The sequence below is a fragment of the Amycolatopsis melonis genome, assembly GCF_040064235.1.
GTDB classification, from domain to species: Bacteria; Actinomycetota; Actinomycetes; order Mycobacteriales; family Pseudonocardiaceae; genus Amycolatopsis; species Amycolatopsis melonis.
On record NZ_JBDZYD010000014.1, the window covers coordinates 220015 to 237181 of the forward strand.

The 17167-nt window shown below is 73.2% G+C and carries 18 protein-coding genes; 6 read left to right on the forward strand and 12 right to left on the reverse strand.

The features are described 5' to 3' along the window. Positions 1–2: 2 nt before the first annotated feature. The 8 genes from ABJI51_RS34060 to ABJI51_RS34095 all read right to left on the reverse strand — a co-directional run bounded on the left by ABJI51_RS34060 (position 3) and on the right by ABJI51_RS34095 (position 8619). Complete coding sequence (locus ABJI51_RS34060; RefSeq protein ID WP_348955199.1) at positions 3–1934, reverse strand: hypothetical protein; 1932 nt, start codon at positions 1932–1934, stop codon at positions 3–5. An 8-nt stretch (positions 1935–1942) separates the two neighbouring features. Further along, a complete protein-coding gene (locus ABJI51_RS34065) occupies positions 1943–2416 on the reverse strand; it encodes a hypothetical protein (RefSeq protein ID WP_348955200.1) in 474 nt (157 codons plus the stop codon). A gap of 19 nt (positions 2417–2435) precedes the next feature. Further along, on the reverse strand, positions 2436–3278 hold the full coding sequence (locus tag ABJI51_RS34070) for an ESX secretion-associated protein EspG (RefSeq protein ID WP_348955201.1): 843 nt from the start codon (positions 3276–3278) through the stop codon (positions 2436–2438). Positions 3279–3526: 248 nt separating this feature from the next. Beyond that, complete coding sequence (locus tag ABJI51_RS34075) at positions 3527–4216, reverse strand: flavin reductase family protein (protein ID WP_348955202.1); 690 nt, start codon at positions 4214–4216, stop codon at positions 3527–3529. A gap of 57 nt (positions 4217–4273) precedes the next feature. Beyond that, on the reverse strand, positions 4274–5098 hold the full coding sequence (locus ABJI51_RS34080) for an FAD binding domain-containing protein (protein ID WP_348955203.1): 825 nt from the start codon (positions 5096–5098) through the stop codon (positions 4274–4276). After that, on the reverse strand, positions 5095–5565 hold the full coding sequence (locus ABJI51_RS34085; protein ID WP_348955204.1) for a (2Fe-2S)-binding protein: 471 nt from the start codon (positions 5563–5565) through the stop codon (positions 5095–5097). The genes ABJI51_RS34080 and ABJI51_RS34085 overlap by 4 nt, the downstream gene beginning before the upstream one ends. Next, positions 5562–7823 (reverse strand): xanthine dehydrogenase family protein molybdopterin-binding subunit, encoded by a 2262-nt coding sequence (locus tag ABJI51_RS34090; protein ID WP_348955205.1) that lies wholly within the window; start codon positions 7821–7823, stop codon positions 5562–5564. The genes ABJI51_RS34085 and ABJI51_RS34090 overlap by 4 nt, the downstream gene beginning before the upstream one ends. A gap of 43 nt (positions 7824–7866) precedes the next feature. Next, positions 7867–8619: a sulfite exporter TauE/SafE family protein gene (locus ABJI51_RS34095; protein ID WP_348955206.1), complete on the reverse strand. Its 753-nt coding sequence runs from the start codon at positions 8617–8619 to the stop codon at positions 7867–7869. Positions 8620–8709: 90 nt separating this feature from the next. On the opposite strand from ABJI51_RS34095, the gene ABJI51_RS34100 reads away from it, so the two are divergent. Continuing rightward, a complete protein-coding gene (locus ABJI51_RS34100) occupies positions 8710–9297 on the forward strand; it encodes a dihydrofolate reductase family protein (RefSeq protein ID WP_348955207.1) in 588 nt (195 codons plus the stop codon). Between the two features lie 140 nt (positions 9298–9437). Then, the gene (locus ABJI51_RS34105; protein WP_348955208.1) at positions 9438–10448 is read left to right on the forward strand and encodes a LacI family DNA-binding transcriptional regulator; all 1011 of its coding nucleotides are present in this window, start codon (positions 9438–9440) and stop codon (positions 10446–10448) included. Between the two features lie 4 nt (positions 10449–10452). On the opposite strand, the gene ABJI51_RS34110 is transcribed toward ABJI51_RS34105, so the two are convergent. After that, positions 10453–11955 carry an FAD-dependent monooxygenase gene (locus ABJI51_RS34110; protein ID WP_348955209.1) on the reverse strand — a complete coding sequence of 501 codons (1503 nt, stop codon included), beginning with the start codon at positions 11953–11955 and terminating at the stop codon, positions 10453–10455. After that, the gene (locus ABJI51_RS34115) at positions 11952–12914 is read right to left on the reverse strand and encodes an MBL fold metallo-hydrolase (protein ID WP_348955210.1); all 963 of its coding nucleotides are present in this window, start codon (positions 12912–12914) and stop codon (positions 11952–11954) included. The genes ABJI51_RS34110 and ABJI51_RS34115 overlap by 4 nt, the downstream gene beginning before the upstream one ends. A gap of 99 nt (positions 12915–13013) precedes the next feature. Here ABJI51_RS34115 and ABJI51_RS34120 point away from each other — a divergent pair, with 99 nt between their 5' ends. Both ABJI51_RS34120 and ABJI51_RS34125 read left to right on the forward strand, forming a co-directional pair. Next, positions 13014–13544 (forward strand): MarR family winged helix-turn-helix transcriptional regulator, encoded by a 531-nt coding sequence (locus tag ABJI51_RS34120; RefSeq protein WP_348955211.1) that lies wholly within the window; start codon positions 13014–13016, stop codon positions 13542–13544. Positions 13545–13554: 10 nt separating this feature from the next. Beyond that, the gene (locus ABJI51_RS34125; RefSeq protein WP_348955212.1) at positions 13555–13815 is read left to right on the forward strand and encodes a hypothetical protein; all 261 of its coding nucleotides are present in this window, start codon (positions 13555–13557) and stop codon (positions 13813–13815) included. A gap of 191 nt (positions 13816–14006) precedes the next feature. Here the strand turns inward: ABJI51_RS34125 and ABJI51_RS34130 are convergent, their stop codons facing one another. Then, on the reverse strand, positions 14007–14618 hold the full coding sequence (locus tag ABJI51_RS34130) for a GTP cyclohydrolase II (RefSeq protein WP_348955213.1): 612 nt from the start codon (positions 14616–14618) through the stop codon (positions 14007–14009). Between the two features lie 280 nt (positions 14619–14898). Here ABJI51_RS34130 and ABJI51_RS34135 point away from each other — a divergent pair, with 280 nt between their 5' ends. After that, entirely contained in the window at positions 14899–15531 is a 633-nt protein-coding gene (locus ABJI51_RS34135; RefSeq protein WP_348955214.1) for a LysE family translocator, read from the forward strand. A gap of 6 nt (positions 15532–15537) precedes the next feature. Here the strand turns inward: ABJI51_RS34135 and ABJI51_RS34140 are convergent, their stop codons facing one another. Beyond that, a complete protein-coding gene (locus ABJI51_RS34140; protein WP_348955215.1) occupies positions 15538–16599 on the reverse strand; it encodes a cobalamin-independent methionine synthase II family protein in 1062 nt (353 codons plus the stop codon). A gap of 293 nt (positions 16600–16892) precedes the next feature. Between ABJI51_RS34140 and ABJI51_RS34145 the strand changes: the two genes are divergently transcribed. Continuing rightward, positions 16893–17156 carry a DUF3040 domain-containing protein gene (locus tag ABJI51_RS34145; RefSeq protein WP_348955216.1) on the forward strand — a complete coding sequence of 88 codons (264 nt, stop codon included), beginning with the start codon at positions 16893–16895 and terminating at the stop codon, positions 17154–17156. Positions 17157–17167: the final 11 nt, after the last annotated feature.

A 17167-nucleotide genomic window follows, 5' to 3' on the forward strand; every position in this document is an offset into this window, starting at 1 on the left:
GCTCACTTCCAATCCTGGTTCTTCCAGTCGCCGATCACCGGCGGGGCCACGACCTGCTCGCCCGCGAAGAAGTCCGGGTCGTCGCTTTCGAGGTAGTCGGCGGCCTTGTGTTCCTTGTCGTCGTCCTTCTTGCCGCCGCGGGCCCCGGCACCCATGCCGCCCATGCCAGGGGTACCCGCCGCACCGGCCGCACCGCGCCCGGACGCCGCACCGCGCGCCGCCGCCGCTTCGGCCTCCGCAGCCACACCGGACGCCGCGCCACCGCTCAGGCTGCCCGCGCCGCGCGCCCCCGCCGCGGCGCCACCGGCTCCGCCCAGGGAACCGCCACCTGCTCCGCCGCCACCGCCGAGACCACCCAAGCGGCTGGCGATGCTTTCGCCGTTGATCCCGCCGCCGCGGCCGATCGTCGGCAGCTTCGCGCCGCCGGGGGTGCCGGTGTTGATGGGAAGGCCGGTGAGCGGGTCGATGCCCGGCGGGGTGAACCCGGGCAGCGGACCACCGCCGCGGCCGCCGCCACCCGGGACGTCGGGCACGGGGATGTTCGGGATGTTCGGCGGTGTGAAGCCGCTGCCGCCCGTCCCGCCGCCGGGGATGCCGGGCGGGGCGAAGCCGGTCGTCTTCGTGGTGTCGTCGACGTGCGGGACCGAGGCGCCGGGAATCCCGGCACCGCTGAAGTTGCCACCGGCGGGCAGGTCGGGGGCGTCGAACTTCGGCGGCGTGAAACCGGCACCACCGCCGCCGCCACCACCGCCGGCGGCCGCCGGGATGCCCGCGCCGGAGAATCCCGAGCCACCGCCGGAGAAGCCGCTTCCGCCCGTGCCCGTGGCGTCCGGGATCCCGGGACCGGAGAATCCGGCACCACCGGCACCACCGGGAATCCCGGCACCGGCCGCGGCACCACCCGGGCCGCCCGGACCGCCGGTTCCGGCCACGTCGGGACTCGCCGGGGTTCGCGTCGCCATGTCGGGCAGGGCAGGCGCCATCATCGGCCGGGCGACAGCCACGTCCGCGGCAGTGCCGCCGCCCGCGGCAGCGCCACCAGCGGGCATCCGGCGTCCCTGGGTCGCGACGTCGGCCGTCGGCAGTTTCGGCGGTGCCGGGAACCTCGGCGTCGCGACCGCGGCGCCGATCGTCTCGTCGTACTGGGTCATGATCTGCGCGGCGTGCTCGCGGGCGGCCTGCTGCGCCCGGTAGGTCTGCATTGCCTCGCCCGCCGCCGCGGCGTACTGCACCGGGTCGGTCATCGACATCAGGCGCTGGTTGGTGGCCTGCAGGTCGAACTGCACCGGCGGGTTGGCGGCCATCTGCCGCTGGGTCTCGTTGAGTGCCTGGGAGTGGATTTCCTGCTGGCGCCCGGCGAGCGTCGCGCCCTGCGCGGTCGCGCCCAGCCACTTCCCCACCCCGGCAAGGTGCTCGCGGACGGCGTCGCCGGCGTCACCCTGCCAGTTGCCGGTGCTCGCGGCGATCGCGTCGGCCAGCGTCTTCTGGTGCGTGCCCAGCTCGTTGCCGACGCGCACCCACTCCTCCGAGGTCTCCGCGACGGTCGCCGAATTGGCGTCCCGGGTGATGGCCTCGTTCATCTGCTCGTGGCTGGCGTTGCTCCACAGCGTGCGCGGCGCCCCGCCGGTCTCGCGCAGGGTGAGGCCCTCGTCGAGGCCGTGCCGGGCTTCGGCGAGGTGCTGTTCGTACCGGTCCTGGATTTCCCGGTCGCGCAGGACGGGGTCGACGACCGGGCCGAGCCAGCCGCGCCGGATCTCCTCGTCGATCTCCTGGGTGGCCCGTTCCCGGATCTCGTCGCCGGACGGCGCGTCGTTCGTGGTCAGCGGACCGACGTAGTACTTCGACGACGGGTCGGCCGTGACGTCGTAGAACGGGCTGCGCGGGTCGTAGTCCGGCGACGACGGGTCCGACACGGACTCGGCGGTGGGTGCCACGGTCTCCCTCAGCTCTGGTGGTCGGCGGGCGGGATCGCCGCGAGCGTGGCCCGCGTGTTCTCTTCCCGGGACTGGTAGTTCTGCTTCGCCAGCTTGATCGCTTCGATGTAGGTCGGGAACTCCTGCCGCGCCGCCTGCAGCTGGGTGACCAGGCCGTGCTCGTCGGCCGCGGTGTTCACCATGTGCGCGGACACCCACTGCCCGGTGGCGGTGCGGCCCATCGCGGGGGCGTCGTGCAGCCGCTGCAGCGCGGCCCAGCGCGCTTCGAGCGACTCCAGCACGCCTTCCAGCGCCTCGATCATCTGGTTGCCGGTGGTGTCGTCGACGGCGAAGCCGCCGCTCTGCGCGAGCCGCTTCAGCTGGGCACCGGCGAGGCCGACCCGGACCGCGGCCATCGCCTTCTGCGCGGGTGCCTGCGCGGTCTCGTACTCCTTCATCGCCTGAACCGCCTGGACGGTCGCCGCCACGGTGTCTTCGTTCATCAGGGCGTTCCTTCCGGGGTCAGTAGACGGCGGCGATCGCGGCGCGGATCGCGCGGGCGAGGTCGGCCCGGCCGGCCGGCACGTACTCGGCGGTCAGCTCGCCGGCGTCGCCGGTCGTGGTGTGCACGAGGTAACGGCCGTCGGCGGTGTCGAGCCAACTCAGCGGCTCACCGGCCACGCGCTCGCCGTGCCTGCCCTGCGCGGTCACGGCGATGTGGCCGCCGCCGAGCCGCGGTTCGGCGAGCACGCGTTCGAGCACCGCGACGTCGGCGGGCTTGCGGGCAGGCGGGCGGCGGCCCGGCCGGACCACGGCCTTGACCTCGATCATGCCGAAGGCGTCGGTTTCTTCCTCGTCGAACTCGGCCTCGGCAATGCGCTTGGCCGTCATCGCGGAGACTTCGCGCCCGGCGGCGCGGTGCACGACGTGCCTGCCGGTGGTCGCGGCCGGGGCGGGCGGCAGCACGCCGGTGACGACCTCGACCAGGTCCTCGTCGGCGAACAGCGAGAACAGCAGCTCGTCGGTGTCCGGGGCCTGGGTGATGCCGAGTGCCTGGGCACCATCGGTGACCACGAGCACGGCGACGTCGGCGCCGAGACCGTCGATGCCGCTCACCGCCACCGAAACGCGGGGCTCGGCCAGCAGCTCGAACGCCGTCCGCACACCCGGGTGCAGCTCACCGGAGACCGACAGCCGCCGCTGTTCGAGCGCGTCGTACACCTGGCGCGCAACCCGCACGAACCGCACGGGATCGGCCGGGAGGTTCCCGGCGCGCAACGGGTACCGCCGGACGTCGCCGCCGGTCGCCCGGCCGACGACGAGGGCTTCGACGATCTCGAGGACGAACTCGAACCGCTCCGCCATTTCCCCTCGCCGATTCTTTCGTCAAGCCTTCAAGCAACGCTCCTTACGAACAGTAGCAGTGCCGGAAGACCTCGCGTCGGCGCCGCCGCGCGCGTGCCCGAAAGACCACCATCCCTGGACTGTGCGGGCAAAGCCGCCGCGTCCCCTGCCGGGTGGGCTGAAGGGGACGTTCGTCTCGTCCGGCGCGGCGAAAGGGACGTTCCTCGCGTCAAACGCCAGGAACGTCCCTTTCAGCAAGCGCCGGCCGGTCAGCGGACCGGGGCGATCTCCCGTGCCCGGTCGATGTCCGGGCCGCGGTAGAGCCGCTCCGGAATCCTGGCCAAAGTGGACGGATGGACCTGCGGCCCCAGGCCGTAGAGCTTCTGGAAGCTCATGATCAGCGGCCGCCAGGCGTCCGGGTCGATGTGGTCGTCGCTGCCTGGCAGGCGGATCGAGTCGTGCACGAACACGCGCTGCACGCGCACCTCGAACGCCAGGATTCCCCCGCGCTGCGCGGGATCCTCGTCCGCGACCGGGTGCACGGCCGAGACGACGGCCTCCATCGCCACCGGGCACTCCGCGACCCGCGGCGGCGCCACGGTTTCCGAGGGCACCGGCGTCAGCCCGGCCCGGCCGAACTTGTCCGCCACGTGGAAGTAGCCGCGCTCCTGCTTGCCGGGCGGGACCGGGTCCGAGCCGGTCGTGAGCGCGAGCCGGTCGACCGCCGGGGCGAGGGCGTCGGAGGGCAGGTTGAGCACGCATTCGCCGGTGCGCCGCAGGTTACGGGCGGTCTTCGATCGCGCGCCGAGGCCGAGCACGGCGCGCCAGCCCAGCCAGAACGCCGACGACATCGGGGCCAGGTTGGGCGAACCGTCCTCGTTGGTGCTGGAGATCAGGACCACCGGGGTGCCGAAGTACAGGATGCCGGGCTCGATGGCCGTGTGCACAGGAGTCTTCACACCGGTGAGCTTGCCGTCGCGCGGGGACACCCCGCTGGCGGAAATCGGCCGTCGCGATCATCCACTCCGGCGGGCGTCCGCCCGCGTCAGCGCCCGGCGCGTCAGCACCCGTGCCAGGTGACGCCGGTACTCCGCCGTCGCGTGCGGCTCGTCCGGCGGGTTCGTTCCCTCGGCCGCCAGTGCCGCAGCCTCCTCGATCGACGCTCCCGCAGCCAATGCCTGCTCGGTGGCCGTCGCCCGCAGCGGGACGCCGCCCATGTTCACCAGGCCGACGCGGCCGCCGGTGACCGTCACGCCCACCATCGCCCAGTCGATCGCGCGGCGGGTGAACTTCTCGAACGCCCACCCGGCGCCGGTCTGCCGGGGCACCCGGACCTCCGTCAGCAGCTCCGCGGGGTCCAGCGGGGTCGTGAACGGCCCGAGGAAGAACTCCGCCGCCGGGATCCGCCGCTCGCCGTCCGGGCCGCGCGCGACCAGGGTCGCGTCCGAGGCCAGCACGGCCGCCGGGAGGTCCGCCGCCGGGTCCGCGTGGGCCAGCGAGCCGCCGATCGTGCCGCGGTGGCGGACCTGGCGGTCACCCACCGAGCCGGACACCTCCGCCAGCAGCGGCGCGTGCTTCAGCAGCACCGGATCCAGCGCGAGATCGCGGTAGCGGGACAGCGCCCCGATCGCGACCTCGTCGCCCTCGATGCGGACGTATCGCAGCTCGCCGACCGGGCCGATGTCGACCACGTACTCCGGGGCGGCCAGCCGCAGTTTCATCAGCGGCAGCAGGGAATGCCCGCCCGCCAGCACCTTCGCCTCGTCGCCGTGCGTGGCGAGCAGGTCCAGCGCTTCGTCCACTGTGGACGCACGCGTGTAGCGGAACTCGGCGGGGATCACCGGTCCACCTCCTGGCCCGAGGCGTCGATCACGGCGCTGACGATGTTGTGGTAACCCGTGCAGCGGCACAGGTTGCCTTCGAGGCCGGCCCGCACCTCGTCCCGCGTCGGCTTCGGGTTGTCGGCCAGCAGCGACACCGCCGCCATGATCATCCCCGGCGTGCAGAACCCGCACTGCAGCCCGTGCTGCTCACGGAACGCCTCCTGCACCGGGTGCAGCGTCCCGTCCGAGCCTTCCAGCCCCTCGACGGTCGTGACGGCGTGGCCGGCGGCCTGCGCGGCCAGCACCGTGCACGACTTGACGGACTCGCCGTCGAGCAGCACCGTGCACGCACCGCAGGACGTCGTGTCACAGCCGACGTTCGTGCCGGTGAGGCCGGCGGTGTCCCGCAGGAAGTGCACCAGCAGCGTCCGGTCCGGCACCTCCCCGGCCACCGGCCGCCCGTTGACCTCGATCGAAACCTTCACCGCGCGCTCCCCTTCCCAGCCTCTTCGAGTGCGGCCCAGACCCGGATCGGGGTCGCGGGCATGTCCAGGTGCCGGACGCCGCGTGCGCTCAGCGCGTCGACGACGGCGTTGTGCACCGCCGGGGTGGAGCCGATCGTCGCGGCCTCGCCGATCCCCTTGACGCCCAGCAGGTTCCGGTCGGTCGGGGTGGCCATGTCGACCAGCTCGAAGTCCGGCAGCTCCGCGGCCGTCACGAACGAGTAGTCCGCCAGCGTCGCGGTCGTCGGGTTGCCGTCTTCGTCGTAGCTGACGACTTCCAGCAGCGCCTGCGCGACGCCTTGGGCGAGCCCGCCGTGCCGCTGCCCGCGGAAGGTGAGCGGGTTGACGATCGGGCCGGCGTCGTCGACGGCGACGATCCGGCGCAGCTCGGCCTTGCCCGTCTCGGTGTCGACCTCGACCACCGCCAGGTGCGCGCCGAACGGGAACGTCGGCTTGGCACCGCCGAACCAGACGTCGGCGGAGAGCTTGCCACCGGCGGCTTCGGCGACCTGAGCCCAGCCGAGCACGGTGCTCGACGGCGCGCCGCGGACCTGCCAGACACCCCGCTCGACGTCCAGTTCGAGGTCGTCCGGCGCGGCTTCCAGCAGTTCGGCCGCCAGCTCGCGGGCCCGCGCGATCACCTCGTCGGCCGCCTGCCGGATCGCCGAGCCGCCCATCTGCAGCGACCGGGAGCCGAACGTGCCGATCGCCTTGGGCACCTCGTCGGTGTCGCCGTGGCGGACCGTGATCTTCTCCAGCGGGACGCCGAGGGCGTCCGACAGCAGCATCGCCAGCGTCGTCCCGAGCCCCTGCCCGTGCGGCGAGCTGCCGGTCCAGGCCACGACCGAGCCGTCCGGGTGGACGTCGACGCGGCCACTCTCGCCGGCGGCGTCGCTGCCGGTGATCTCGACGTAGGCGGCGATCCCGAGGCCGAGCTCGACCGGGTCGCCCGCTTCGCGCCGCCGCCGCTGTTCGGCCCGCAGCTCCGCGTACCCGGCGGCGTCCAGGACCTTGTCCAGCGCCGCGGCGTACTCGCCGGTGTCGTAGGAAGCCCCGGTCGGCGTCTGGTACGGGAACTGCTCGGGCCGGATGAAGTTGATCCGGCGCAGTTCCGCCGGGTCCATCCCGATTTCGGCGGCGAAGCAGTCCATGGCCCGCTCGACCGCGGCGGTCGCCTCGGGACGGCCGGCGCCGCGGTAGGCCGCGATCGGCGTCGTGTTCGTGACGACCGCGCGGCTGCGGGTCTGGACGTTCGGGAACCGGTAGACGCCGACGGCCATCATCTCGGTCAGGGTCGGCAGGAACAGCGCGCGGGGGTAGGCACCCGAGTCCTGGACGACGTCGAGGCGGTACGCCAGCACCGTGCCGTCGCGTTTCCCGCCGAGGGTGACGGTGTTCCGCTGCGCGCGGCCGTGCGTCATCGCCGTCAGGTTCTCGCTGCGCGACTCGACCCAGCGCACCGCGCGGCCGGTCCGTTTGGCGGCCCAGCCGAGCACGGTCGCTTCGGGGTCCGCGCCGATCTTCGCGCCGAAGCCGCCGCCGACGTCCGGCGCGATCACCCGCACCGTTTCCTCGCCGACGCCGAGGCTGCCCGCCAGCTGGGACCGCGCGATCTGCGCGTTCTGCGTGGAAAGCCAGACGGTCAGCCTGCCGTCCTCGCCCCAGGCGCACGCCGCGCCGCGGACTTCCAGCGGCGCGGGCGCGACACGCGGGTTGAGGATGGTCTGGGTGACGACGACTTCGCAGTCGTCGAAGATCGTGTCGTCGAACTCCGCCATGCCGTGCACCTGGACGATGTTGCTGCCGGTGTCCGGGAACAGCAGTGTCCCGCCGTCCAGTGCCGCGTCGATGCTCGCGACCGCGTCGAGCGGGTCGTAGTCGACGTCGACGAGCTCGGCCGCGTCCGCCAGCTGGTAACGCTCTTCGGTGAGCACCAGCGCGACCGGTTCCCCGACGTAGCGCACGATCCCGTCGGCCAGCCACGGTTCGCGGACCGGCCCGGCCTCGTGCGGTTCGAGCCCGAGATCGGCGGCGGTGAACACGCCGACCACGCCCGGCGCCGACGCGGCCGCGGCGACGTCGATGCCGGTGATCCGCGCGTGCGCGACCGGACTGCGCACGAACACCGCGTGCACGGCCGTAGCGAGCGCTTCCTCCCGCAGATCGTCCACGTAGGTTCCGCCGCCGGTGATCAGGTTCCGATCTTCCCGGCGGACCACCCTGGTCCCGACAATGCTCATCTGGCCTCCTCGCCGACGACCCCGCCGATCATGCCCTGCGGCGTCAGGAAAACGCCAGCACGACGGCGAGAACGAGCCCGGCAATGCCGATCCCGATGCGCAACGGCGTCCCCGGCAGGTGCCGCACGAGGATCGAGCCCAGCCAGGAACCGGCGAGCGAGCCGAGGCAGACGGCGAGCGCGGCAGGCCAGACCACCTTCCCGGTGACCGCGAAGACGATCGCCGCGAGCAGGTTCGCCGAGCCGGTGACCAGGTTCTTCGCCGCGTTCGTCCGGGCGAGCGGCTGGGTCCACACCGAGACGAGCAGCGCGAGCATGAGCACGCCCGCGGCGGCACCGAAGTAGCCGCCGTAGACGCCGATGAAGAAGGCAGCCACGCCGGTGGCCGGGCTCAGCCCGTGGTGCTCGGCGCCTTCGGCCAGCCGGCGCAGCCGCGGTCCCGCCATCAGCACCAGCGACGCGCCGCCGATCAGCCACGGGACGATGGCGGTGAACGCGCCGGCCGGGGTCAGCAGCAGCACCACACCGCCGCACGCACCGCCGACGGTCGTGATCAGGCAGAGCGGCACGAGCCGCGACCGCTGCCCGGCCAGCTCGGGCCGCGCCCCGGCGGCGGCACCCACGGTGGTGCCGAGCATGGCGACAGTGTTGGTGACGTTCGCGGTCACCGGCGGCAGCCCGGCGGCCAGCAGCGCGGGATAGGAAACGAGCGAGGCGAGCCCGGCGGTGGCCCCGACCAGCCCCGCACCGGCACCGGCGAGCACGAGCAGGAACAGGACGGCGGGGTCGATGATCACCCCGTCATCCCATCACGGCCCCTGTCGATCCACGGGGCCGCCGTTCGTATAGGCGGTGAGTACGGCACCGGAACCGGAAGGACAGCACCCATGCGATCGGTCAACGTCACCATGAGCGTCACCCTCGACGGCGTCGTCCAGGGCCTCGGCCGGCCCGACGAGGACACCCGCGGCGGCTTCGCCCACGGCGGGTGGGGCACCCGCTACCAGGACGAAGTCATGGCGCGGGAGATGGGCCGCGGCCTGGACCGGCCCGGCGACATGCTGTTCGGCCGCCGCACGTGGCAGGACTTCGTCACCGCCTGGGCGCACCGCGACGACGGCAACCCGTTCACCACGCACATGAACGCCGCCACGAAGTACGTCGCGTCCACCACGCTCGGCGACGTCACGGCGTGGCCGGGCTCGATCCTGCTCCGCGGCGACGCGGCCGCCACGGTGGCCGCGCTGAAGGCGCAGCCGGGCAACGACCTTTCGGTCATCGGCAGCGCTTCGCTCGTCCGCCGCCTCCACGCCGCCGGTCTCGTCGACCGCTACACGCTGCTGATCCACCCGCTGACCCTCGGTTCCGGGGCACGCCTGTTCGCCGACGGCGGCCCGTTCACCGAATTCGCTCTCACCAGCAGCGTCACGACCACGAAAGGCGTCGTCATCGCCTGCTACGAGCGTCGGGTATAGGCCGTTATACAACCCAGTGTCCACATCGGACATCCGGGGGTGCGCCGATCCGGCTTGATCGATCTCGCAGCGGTCGCGGCGGGCGCGGGGGCGAGTACCTTGGCAGCACGGGGGTGGCCACCGCTGCGCCGGGAGGACGGATGCGCGTCACGATCGCCGAGGTCGCCCGCCGGGCCCGGGTGAGCAAGACGACCGTGTCGAGAGTGCTCAACAACAAGGCCGACGTCGACGCGGCGACCGCCGTCCGGGTGCGCGAGGTGATCGCCGCGACCGGCTACATCCCCAGTGCCGGCGCGGTCGGGCTGGCGCGCGGGGTCACGCGCACGGTCGGGATGCTCGTGCCGGGGCTGACCCCGCCGTGGCTGGGTGAGCTGCTGCAGGGCGCCGCCGACGTCGTCGAGTCGAAGGGGTACGGCCTGCTGCTGTCCACCGCCCACCGCGGCGCGGCCGCCCTCGACGAGTTCTCCCGCCGGGTGTCGGCCAAGGCGTTCGACGGCCTGCTGCTGGTCGAGCCGCCGGATGCGCTGCGGCACCTGCGGGTGCTGCACGACTCCGGGCTGCCGGTGGTCCTCGTCGGCGACCGCGTCCGACATCCGGCGTTCCCATCGGTGGGCGCGGACAACCGGCAGGGCGGCGCGGCCGCGGCCCGGCACCTGCTGGGCACCGGCCGCACCCGGCTCGCGACGGTCACCGGTCCCCGCGCCGCGGGCTGCACCGCGGATCGGCTCAACGGCTTCAACGACGCCGTGCGCGCGGCGGGCCTGACCCTCGACCCGCGGCTGATCATCGAAGGCGAGTGGACGAGCGAAAGCGGGGAGGCGGCGATCCGCCAGCTGCTCGCCTCGGGCCCGGCGTTCGACGCGGTCTTCGCCCACGACGACCTCACCGCGGCCGGCGTGCTGGCGGCGCTGCACGCCACCGGCCGGTCGGTACCCGGCGACGTCGCCGTCGTCGGCTTCGACGACATCCCGCTGGCGGCGCACACCCAGCCACCGCTGACCACGATCCGCCGCCCGCTGCGCGACATGGGCGCGGCGGCCGCGCAGCAGCTGCTCGCCCGGCTGGGCGGCGCGGCGCCGCCGGAGGGACCCACGATCCTGCCGACGTCACTGGTCGTCCGCGGCTCCACGACCGTCCACGATGGACACTGAAACCTCACCGGCACCCTGACGCCCGGCCCAGCGCTCCCAGCACTTCAGCCGTCGACGGCTCGGACAACACCGCGGCAACATAGGCGTCCGGCCGGACCAGCCACACCTCCCCCGGCCGCGCCCCCAGCGCACCACCGACGGGAATCTCCACCGCCCGCAACCCGGCAGGCAGCGCCACGCCCGGCGTCGTCAGCAGCAGAAACCCCTGCCGGGCCAGGCCGCGCAGCCGTCCGGCGGGCACGGTCACGTCCGGCAGGAGAATGCCCGGCCCCGGCGGCGGGAGCGTGCCCCGCGGCGGCCGTCCGGGGAACGGGCGGCTCGGATCCGGCGTGGTCAGCGGGGAATCGGTGTACCAGAACGGCTCGGCGAGCCGCCCGGAGTCGACCTGCGCGTGCGCGGCCGGGTCGTCGGCGGCGCGGGCCAGCACCTCGGCGCGATGCCGCCGCTGCCGGTCGTCCTGCGGCACCAGGAACTCCATCGTCGCCGTCGTCACCTCGGCGTTCTCCACCGCGGCCGCGTGCCGCTCGGCGTGGTAGCTGTCCAGCAGCGCGTCCCCGGCTTCGCCGCGCAGCACGCTCGCCAGCTTCCACGCCGCGTTCTCCGCGTCCGCCACCCCGGAGTTCAGCCCCCGCGCCCCGAACGGCGCCACCAGATGCGCGCAGTCGCCGGCGAGCAGCACGCGCCCGGCCCGCATCCGGCGGACCAGCCGGGTGTGGAAGCGGTAGACCGACCGCCAGACGACCTCGTACGGCCGGTCCCCGACGATGGCCCGGATCCGGCGGCCGAGCGCGCCGCCGGTCTCCTCGGCGGCGAGGTCGTAGCCGTCGGGCACCTGCCAGTCGATCCGGAACTGCGAGCCGGGACACGGGTGGATCAGCACCTGGCGGCCGGGGTTCCACGGCGGGTCGAAGTAGAAGCGCCGCTCGGCCGCCCACCCGGGGAGGTCGGCCCGGATGTCGCAGATGAGGAACAGGTCGTCGAAGGAGACGCCGTCCAGCCGCTCCCCCACGGCCCGCCGCACGACGTCGCCGTGCGCGCCGGTGCAGGCGACGGCGTAGTCGGCCTCGATCAGGCGCGGCCCGTCCCTGGTGACGCAGGCGATCTCGACGCAGCCCGGCTGGGTCAGCCCGGTGATCCGGTGCCCGCGGCGGACGTCGATCAGCGGCTGCCGCGCGATCAGCTCGTCCAGGACCTGCTCGACGCGGGACTGGGACAGGTTGACGAACGGCGGCAGCGCGGATCCCGCGTCGGGCAGCCGGACGGCGAACAGTTCCCGGTCGCGGTGGAAGGTCCGCGCGGTCGTCCAGGTCAGGCCTTCCCCGGCGAGGCAGCCGGCGCCGAGGGACGCCCAGACGTCGAGGGTGTCCCGCTGGTGGCAGATGGCCTTGGAGCCGACGGGCTGCCGCCGCTCGTGCTCGTCGACGAGGATCACCGGCACGCCCCGCTGCGCGAGCAGCAGCGCGGCCGTCTGCCCGACCGGGCCGCTGCCGAGGACGGCGACGGTCATCCCTGGAGCTGGTCCCAGACTTCGCGGTCGCGGTCGGCGGTCCAGACCACCGGCCGCTCGATGCCGGACAGCTCGTCCCACAGGCGGGAGACGTCGAAGGGCAGGCAGTGCTCGAAGATCGGCCAGTGCCCGTACCGGTCCGCCAGCGCGGCGTGCGTGCGCTCGAAGGCCTCCTTCAGCGTGCCGCCTGCGTCGTGCACGGCACCGACCTCGCGGATCATCGTGGTCAGGAAGTGCCGGGTCTGCGCGATGGCGGCGTCGACCCGCTCGCGGCCCCGGCTGACCCCGCCGCGGCCGCCGACGAGCACCTCGGCCCCGAAGGCGGCCACGCGGTCCAAAGTGGACGAAGCCCACTCGCGGTGGAAGGCGTCGCCGGTGTACAGCGCGGCTTCGGCTTCGACGAGGTCGCCGGCGTAGAGGATCTTGTGCCGGGGCAGCCAGGCGACCAGGTCGCCCTCGGTGTGGCCGCGTCCGCAGTACTGCAGCACGAGGTCGCCGCGGTCGCCGCCGAGGTCGATGGTGAGCCGGTCGGAGAAGGTCAGCGTCGGCCAGGTCAGGCCGGGCACCGATTCGGCACCCTTCGCCAGCCGCGGCATCCGGCCGAACTCGCTTTCCCAGTCCTCCTTGCCGCGTTCGGCGATCAGCGCCCGGGTGTTCTCGTGGGCGACGATGACGTCGGCGCCGAAGGCGGAGGCGCCGAGCACGCGCACGGCGTGGTAGTGGCTGAGCACGAGGTAACGCACGGGCTTGCCGGTGTGCTGCCGCAGTTTCGCGAGCCACTCGGCGGCCGCGACCGGCGTGGCGAGCGCTTCGAAGCAGACGAGGAAGTCCTCGCCCTCGACGGCGCCGATGTTCGGGTCGCCTTCGGCGGTCAGCGCGTACACGCCGTCCGCGAGCACTTCGAGGGTCTGTGCCTTCTCCGCCAGGTCGGCCGAGGAGGCGAAGGCTTTCTTCGTCACGGCGAGCTCCCTTGATCGTCAAAGGCTTGACTATCTCGACGGCCAGGCTAGCCCGCCGGGCCGTCACGGGGAACCCTCGTCTCGCCTAACCTGGGCCGCATGACGGACCGACCGGCCGACCTCGACTACCTCTCGTTCGTCGACTACGCGATCGGGAAGACGCAGGCCGAGCTGCCCGCGACCGACCCGGTGGCGATGCGCCTCGGCCTGACCCTGCACCGGCTGGCCGGCGCGCTGGTCTACGACTGGGAGTCGACGGTCCACCGGCCACGCGGCTGGAGCTGGAGCGGCTTCCGGGTGCTGTTCGTGCTGTGGCTGGCGGGCCCGCTGGAATCCCGCCACGTCGCCCGGCTCGCCGGAATGAGCCGGGCGGCGGTGTCGGCACTGGTCAAGACCCTGGAGCGGGACGGCCTGGTGACCCGCACCCAGGTACCCCACGACCGCCGGGCGGTCGAGCTGGCCCTGACGGAGGCAGGCCACACGGCGGTGGCCGAGGCGTACCAGGAACACAACACACGCGAGCAGGCCTGGGCGGCGTCGCTGACGCCCGCCGAGCGGACTGTCCTCATCGGACTCCTGGAGAAGCTCACGACCGGCCCGGCCGCGGCGGCGGCCCAGCGCCTCACCTGAGGGGAAAGCCATGGGTTCGGACTGGTCATGGACGTTGACCCTGCCCACGGGCACGGTGGCCCCGGTCCGAAGAGGACATCCGGCTCGGTGCTGCCGCCTGCGGACGCCGGGTCCCCGGGCGGCCCGGTTCCGCGCACTGCACCGGCCGATGGCGGTGATCGAGCCACTGCCCGACCCGGCGGCCGTCGACTCCCTGGGCCGCGAGTACCGGAACGCCCTCGCCACCGGCCCCGATCCGGCGCGGGCTGAAAGGCGCTTTCCCGGCGTCTGAGGCGACGAAAGTCCCTTTCGCTGCGCCAGACGAGACGAAAGGGACGTTCAGCCCACCCGGATGCTGCAGTGGCCGGGCCCGCCGTCGGCCGGGTGGGAACGCACCCAATGTGGCGTTGGGTGCGCTGGACGCCACATTGGGTGCATCCGGACCCCGCCAGGCCAGGCTAGCTCCCGAGCTGCGGGAGCGGGTCAGCTGGCGATGCCGGGCAGGGTGAGCGTGTGCCCGGTCTGCTCGGCCTTGGCCCGCAGGTACCGGACGTTGCTGTCGGTCGCGAACACCCCGGTCGGCACCTGCTCGCGCACCGCGATCCCGGCCGCGCGCAGCTGGGCGGCCTTGTCCGGGTTGTTCGACAGCAGGTCGACCCGGTCCACGCCCAGCGCGCCGAGCATCTGCGCGGCGACCGTGTAGTCGCGGCCGTCCTCGGGCAGGCCGAGTGCGGCGTTCGCGGCGTAAGTGTCGAGGCCGCCGTCCTGGAGGGCGTACGCGTCGAGCTTGTTGTACAGCCCGATTCCCCGCCCCTCCTGCCGCAGGTAGAGCAGGTATCCGCCGGTCTCGCCGATCCTCGCGACGGCCTCGGCCAGCTGCGGCCCGCAGTCGCAGCGCGCCGACCCGAAGACGTCCCCGGTCAGGCACTCCGAGTGCGGCCGCACCAGCGGGACCTCCCCGGGCGTGCCGAGCACGAACGCCAGATGCTCACCGCCGTCGGCCAGGCCACGGAAGGTGACGACCTCGGCGTCGACCGCGACACCGCCGTCGAGCCGCAGCGGGATACGCACCCGCGTCCGTACTTCAGCGGTCATGCCGGCCCCCCTGGATTCACCCACAAGATCGACCCTACACCCGTTCAAATTCGAACATCCGCAGCGGCGAAGTGTGCGGGAAGCGACGACCCCCGTGATCAGAGGGACGACACGCCGGAACCCACCCACCCCGCGCCGTGTCGTCCCGGGAATCACGCGTGTCGTCCGGGGAATCACGCGTGTCGGCACGGGAATCACGCGTGTCTGCGGAGGCATCACACCCGGGCATCGCCAGGGCCGGACGGGAAAACCGGTGGTGCCAGCCTCCTATTCTCGGGACATGCTGCCCGCCGCCACCGCTGCTTCGTTTCTGCTGGTCGTCGTGCTCGGGGCGATGTCGCCCGGGCCGGACTTCGTCGTCGTCACGCGGTCCTCGCTCACCGGGGGCCGGGCGGCCGGGATCGCCGCCGGGGCCGGGATCGCGCTCGGGGTGTTCGCCTGGGTGGTCGCCATCGCGCTCGGCGTGGCCGCCGTGCTCACCGCCTCCGCCGTCGCCTTCACCGTCGTCAAGCTGGCCGGGGCGGGCTATCTCGTCTTCCTCGGCGTCCGGGCCTGGCTGGCCGTGCGCCGCGGCGAATACCGCGACCTCGGCGAGGCGGCCCCGGGCCACCGGCTCGAGCCCGGGGCCGCCTTCCGGCAGGGGGTGTTCACGAACCTCCTCAACCCGAAGGTCGCGGTCTACCTGCTGGCCCTGCTCCCCCAGTTCCTGCCCGCCGGCGGCTCGGCCCTGCAGACCCTCGAACTGGCCGTGATCGCCACCGCGGGCACCCTGCTGTGGTTCGTCACCCTGGCCGTCGTCGTCGGGACGCTGAAGAAGTTCTTCCGGGACGGCCGGGTCCGCCGCGGGCTCGACGCCGTGCTGGGCAGCGTGCTCGTCGCACTCGGCCTGAAGGTCGCCGCCGAGACCGCGTGAAGCCCGTCAGCCGAGTGCTTCGGACGCCAGGCGGGTGCCTTCGACGCGGGCCTTGATCTTCGCGAACGCGATGTCCCGCGACGTCGACGTGTCGTCGGCGAACGGCGAGAACCCGCAGTCGTCGCACGTGCCGAGCCGGTCGGCGGGCAGGTACTTCGCCGCGGTGAGCACCCGGTCGCGGACCTCCTCCGGGGTCTCCACCCGCGGGTCGATCGGGTCGGTGACGCCGACGAAGACCCGCTGGTCCGCCTTGACGTTGTCGGCGATCACGCGCAGGGCGCGCTCGGGATCGGCTTCGCTGGCCAGCTGGACGAAGAAGCGGCCCGCCCGCAGGTCGAACAGCGACGGCAGCAGGCCCGCGTAGTCGACGTCGAGGCTGTGCACCGAGTCCTGGTCGCCGCCAGGGCAGGTGTGGACGCCGATCTTCGCGCGCTCCTCGGCCGTGAACCGGTCGAGGACGGCGTTGTTGAGGTCGACGAACTGGCGCAGCAGCCCACCGGACGGGTCGAGCTTGAGCGAGAGCCGTCCCTCGGTGAAGTCGATCTGCACGCTGTCGGCGCCCGCCTCCAGCGCGCCGCGGATGTCGGCCTCGGCCTCGTTCACCAGGTCCGCGACGAACTGCTCCTGCGGGTACCCGTCGATGCCGTCGGCCGGGTAGATCAGCGACAGCGCGGACGCCGCGATCACCGCCTGCTTCACCGGCCTCGCGGTGAGTGCCTTCGCCCGCGTCAGGTAGGCGTCCGCGTGCGTGGCGTACCGGAACGGGCCCGCGGTCAGCCGCGGCAGCTGCCGGGTGTGCCCGTCGGCGAACGGGATGACGACGCCGTCGGGCGCCAGCGCCGCGAGCCCGGCCAGCGGGTACGTCGCGAAGCTGGGCTTGCCCTGCTCGCCGTCGGTCAGCACCGGGGACCCGGTCTCCTCGAACCGGCGGATCGTGTCGGCCAGCGCCCGGCTTTCCAGCTCGGCGAGCGCGGCGGCGTCGATCCGGCCCGCGGCGAACTCGCCGAGGCCGTCGACGAGGTAGGCGGGGCGCGGGATGCTGCCGATCGGTTCGGTGGGCAGGGTCATCGAGTCCTCCGGTGCTCGAGCGGGCTGACCGGCACCGGCCCGGCACGGAAAGGATGTCGTGGCCATTCCCCAGCCCCCAACGGCCGCCCGGGCGGGCGTCCCCCTCCTCGTCCGGGACCGTCCCCGGCCACGTTCCCGGGCAACATAACGTGCCCGGAAGCGGTCACCGAGCGCAGATCACCCGGTCGGAGCAGCAAAAAGCACGAAATCAGAAGACGTTCGGCGGTTCGCCGGGAGGACGATTGGGTATTCGCTCTGGCGATACGGCGCGTCCGGCGCCGAAGGAGTGCCCGATGCTCAGTCACCACGATCGCACCGAGCTGGAGAAGATCGAGCGCAGTCTCGAGCTCAGCGACCCGGACCTGGCCGCCGCGCTGCGCGACGGCAGGCGGCCGAGGTCGCGCGCGCTCCGCGGCGTCTTCCTGGTCGTCTTCGACGTCATCGCCGTGACCCTGCTGGTCACCGGGCTGGTCGTGCCCGATCCCGGCGTCACGCTGTGCGGGATCATCGCCCTGACCGGCACCGTCTGGACGCACGTGGCGCGGCACCGGATCTGACGCGAGACTGG